This window comes from Algoriphagus sp. PAP.12, assembly GCF_026652115.1.
Taxonomy (GTDB): domain Bacteria; phylum Bacteroidota; class Bacteroidia; order Cytophagales; family Cyclobacteriaceae; genus Algoriphagus.
The window spans coordinates 1-4,085 of record NZ_JAPPSQ010000047.1; the positions used below are offsets into that span (position 1 = coordinate 1).

The following is a 4,085-nucleotide window of genomic DNA, read 5'->3' on the forward strand; positions in this document are numbered from 1 at the left end:
GGATTATGTGGAAGTGCAGCAGGGAACCGATCCAAGTGATCCGGATGATGCCAAGGATACAGATGAGGACGGCGTACCGGACTATATCCAGGAGAGATCGATCAGTGAATTGGTAGCTCAATCCATCCAGGTGGCCTGGAATACTCCTGAGGCAAGCCTGAACCTACCAACCGAAGTCTTGGCGATCACCGGCTTGGGAGAAATGGTGAATGTAGGGGTGACCTGGGATCTGACAGGCTATGATCCACTGATGAGCGGAACGACAGCCTATTCAGGAACAATCAGCACCATTCCGGGCATCTTCAATACAGGTGATCTGATGGCCGAGTTGAGCATCGAGGTACTGGCCAAACCGGCACCGACAGATGTGACCTTGAGCGAAAACAGCTTCATCGGTATACCGGATGAGTACTTCCAGGAGATCGGCTACTTCACGGTAGTTGACCCGACGGATGATCAGCATACGCTGAGCCTGCCGGAAGGCATGGGAGACAATGAGCTCTTTGAGGTGATCGACGGCATCCTGTTCTGGAGTTCACAGGAACAGCGGGCAGGAGAGACCCAGTTTGAGGTGGTCCTTCAGGTAGAAGACCGAGGAGGCAATGTGATCCAGAAAACCTTCCTGATCACCAGAGAGAGAACTCCGCTGAGTGACTTGGAAGTGGTGAACACCTTCACACCGAACGCTGATGGGGTGAACGACACCTGGGGAGTACCGGCCTTGCGTTACTACAGTGGCTCGAGAATCCAGATCTTCGACCGAGGAGGCAGACGTCTGTTCTACACCGAGGATCCGGATGTGAAGTGGGATGGCACTTTTGAAGGAGAAGAGATGGGAGTGGGAGCCTACTACTGGGTGATCGAGGTAGAAGAGACCGGAGAGGTAAGAAGAGGTGTACTGAACCTGTTGAGGCAATAAAGTAAAAAGAAGCAAAGTGGGGTGGGACACAAGTCCCATCCCCATATTCCAGAATCAGAAATCAGAGCAAGATTAAATTTTTCAAAAGACGGACATGAGACGATTATATTTTACAGGACTGATCATATTGATAGGTTTAATAACCTCCCAGATAGGCTATTCCCAGTCGACCAAATACATATCCAACTTCAGTCACTTCCAGAGTTACTTCAATCCGGGATTGACAGGCTATGAGGGGAGTACTGTGAGAGGCTTTGTGAGAAATCAGTGGTCAGGCTTTGAGGGAGCCCCAAAGACCTATTTTTTCAGCACAGAGCTGGACTTTGGGGAGCTTTCGGGGGAAAGAGACCCAGAGCTGACGGGCAAGAATGCGGTATCCCTGAACCTGCTTCATGATACCTATGGAGCGTTTCGGGAAACCGAGCTGATGTTGAACTACGCCTCTAGAATCCGCTTGACCGAGAAGCATAACTTGCGATTGGGAGCTGGGGTGAGCTATCAGAGTATCCGACTGGATGGTAACTCCCTGACAACAGAGGAGCAGAATGACCAGACCTTGGGCCAGTACATCGGTCAGTTCTCAAACATGAACGTGGTGGACTTCAATCTGGGGATTGCGTTGACCCATGCGAAATATTATGTCAGCTACGGAATGCATCGGGTGAACGGAGGTAAGATCACCTCTGGGGATGAGTTTATGGACGGCTATCCGGCAGCGAAGATGATCCAGGCAGGCTTTAGAGAGGCGATCAGTCCGAACTTGGCAGTGATCACGAATGCCTTCTACAGAAGCCAGAAGGGCTTACCTGATCTGACAGAGTTCAATCTGAAGGTCTTGTTGATGAACAAGATCTGGGTGGGAGGAGGCCACAGGCTGGACTTTGCTACGAATATGCAGTTGGGTGTGGTGACCAAGCGGGTGAGGATCGGCTATGTGTATGAATTCCCGATGGGAGGCTATTCCTACAACCTACCGGGCCAGATCCATGAGTTCACGGCAGTCTTCAGCCTGTTCAGAGACAATGAACCGGATGATAGTAGACCGGTGATTATGTGGTAGGCGTTTAAAAAAATCCTTAATGAAAAGGAGTTTTAAATAACTAGCGTTCACAAATTTCCTTCAATTTTTCGAGCGCTTTTGGCCAAGTCTCTTCAAAGTAAGATTTGTATTCTCCAACGGGTCCCATATCGACGATTAAGAGTGTGTTCCCATCTTTATTTTCAAACGTATAGTTTTCAAATGCCCCTCTCATTTTATCTACATCATCTCCTGATGTAATTTCCTTGCTGTCATTGATTAGTCCAATATATTTAATAGCAATATGGTAGTCCTTTACTCGGTCTGCTATAGTTCCCAACATTCCACCTAGGGTTCCGTCTTCCGATTTTGCAATGAACTTTATTTTGGAGCCTTTTTCCCAACTACCGTCGAAATAAGACCCGGGATAAAAAACATAAGCCCATTCTTTATAAGATTCTAGGTCCAGCATGGTTTTGAATACTTGCCTGGGTTTTGCCTTGATTAAGATTTCAAAATGTAAGATTTCAGATTGGAGAGACTCTACATGGGATTTGAAATTGTTTAAAATGGCCTGCCAGCCCATTTGCTGCATATCTATTGGGTTTGTTTCTTCCGCTTCGAAAACTGTGGTGACAAGGGTTTCATTTCCTTTGTCCTCAAATTTCAAAGAAGCTTTTCTTCCATCTCCCATTTCATAAGCTAAGGATTCATTGACTTTGATGTCAGAATAAACTCCCCAAAAATCAAATCCCATAGATCCATCTTTGGCCTCCATTCTGCTGCTGAATTTTCCACCAGGTCTTAGATCAATTTCGGAGGAAGGACAACACCAATCTGGAGAGGCAAAATTCCATTGAGTAACATGGTACGGGTCATTGTATATAGCCCAAACTTGATTGATAGGTGCTTTGATTGAAGCGGAAATGGTGATTTGAGGTCTTGAGTCCATGGTTTTAAAAATTTTGATTTTTCAATATTCAAATTTAGGTGAATATGAAATGTGTGTTTTGTCTCTATATGACAACTTGTGGGTGATTTACGACAAATTTCTTACATTCAAAAAATGAAGAAGGTTTATATTTTGGCTTTGGAACAGGCTGTTGTTCAGGCTATAGCAGGTTCTCAGTATTGTTTTCAAACTGTAAACATGTTTTTGACTCAAAAAGGAGCAAATCCCCTATTCGAAATTCAACTTGTTGGTGCCAAAACCAAAGTTGACCCTGGGAGTCCCGGGTTTTCTATTCAGCCGGATTTATTAATTGAAAACTCTGAATTAGCTGATTTGGTGATAATTCCTCCTTTATTTGGGGACCTTGACTATTCTATTCAAACCAATCAGGCTTTCATCCCTTGGATTCTGGATCAGCAGCAAAAAGGGGCTGAAATCGCTTCACTTTGTTTGGGAGCATTTCTATTGGCTGAGACTGGCTTGGTAGATGGGAAGAAGTGTTCGACCCATTGGGGATTTATTCAGGACTTTAAAAATAGGTATCCGGAGGTGTTGATCCAGGATGGGGCAATTATCACAGAGGAAGCGGGGATTTATTCCAGTGGAGGTGCTAATTCCTATTGGAATCTATTGCTTCATATTGTCGAAAAATATGTGGACCGAGAAACTGCTATTTTGCTTTCAAAATATTTTGCGATTGATATAGGGAGAAATGATCAATCTGCTTTTACCATTTTTAATGGGCAAATAGAACACCCAGATGAAGAGATAAGAAAAGCCCAGTTGATCATTGAAAAAAGATACCCTGAGAAATTAACTGTTGAGGAATTGGCTCAAGAAGTTTCTTTGGGTAGGAGGAGCTTTGAAAGGAGGTTTAAAAAAGCGACTAACAATACGGTGCTTGAATATATTCATCGAGTGAAAATCGAAGCTGCTAAAAAGAAATTTGAAAGCAGCGGAAAAAACATCAATGAAGTGATGTGGGAGATAGGGTATACTGATCCCAAAGCTTTCCGAGTTGCTTTCAAAAAAGTAACTGGGACCTCTCCGAAATCCTACAAGGAAAAATATAATAAAGCTCGAGCCTAAGAATGACATGTAATTCTTTTCGTCTAAACTCCAATAACGAGTTCAAATTCGCGTTGTAGAATTATCTATTGAGCTTGTTTGATTTTGGGAAGAAGGCCCGGTTAGTT

The 4,085-nt window shown here is 44.3% G+C and carries 4 protein-coding genes; 3 read left to right on the forward strand and 1 reads right to left on the reverse strand.

Annotation, left to right across the window (positions count from 1 at the left end; genetic code table 11):
• Together O0V13_RS21265 and O0V13_RS21270 are read left to right on the forward strand one after the other, a co-directional pair.
• Window positions 1-919 (forward strand): T9SS type B sorting domain-containing protein (locus tag O0V13_RS21265; protein ID WP_268037033.1); only part of this gene is annotated, 919 nt, incomplete at its 5' end.
• Between the two features lie 94 nt (window positions 920-1,013).
• The gene (locus O0V13_RS21270) at window positions 1,014-1,979 is read left to right on the forward strand and encodes a PorP/SprF family type IX secretion system membrane protein (RefSeq protein WP_268037034.1); all 966 of its coding nucleotides are present in this window, start codon (window positions 1,014-1,016) and stop codon (window positions 1,977-1,979) included.
• Window positions 1,980-2,019: 40 nt separating this feature from the next.
• Here O0V13_RS21270 and O0V13_RS21690 read toward each other — a convergent pair whose 3' ends face one another.
• Window positions 2,020-2,889, reverse strand: coding sequence for an SRPBCC domain-containing protein (locus O0V13_RS21690; RefSeq protein WP_326492758.1), 870 nt, complete (start codon window positions 2,887-2,889; stop codon window positions 2,020-2,022).
• A 114-nt stretch (window positions 2,890-3,003) separates the two neighbouring features.
• On the opposite strand from O0V13_RS21690, the gene O0V13_RS21285 reads away from it, so the two are divergent.
• Window positions 3,004-3,978, forward strand: a complete 975-nt coding sequence (locus O0V13_RS21285) for a GlxA family transcriptional regulator (protein ID WP_268037035.1) — start codon at window positions 3,004-3,006, stop codon at window positions 3,976-3,978.
• The last annotated feature ends 107 nt before the right edge of the window (window positions 3,979-4,085 follow it).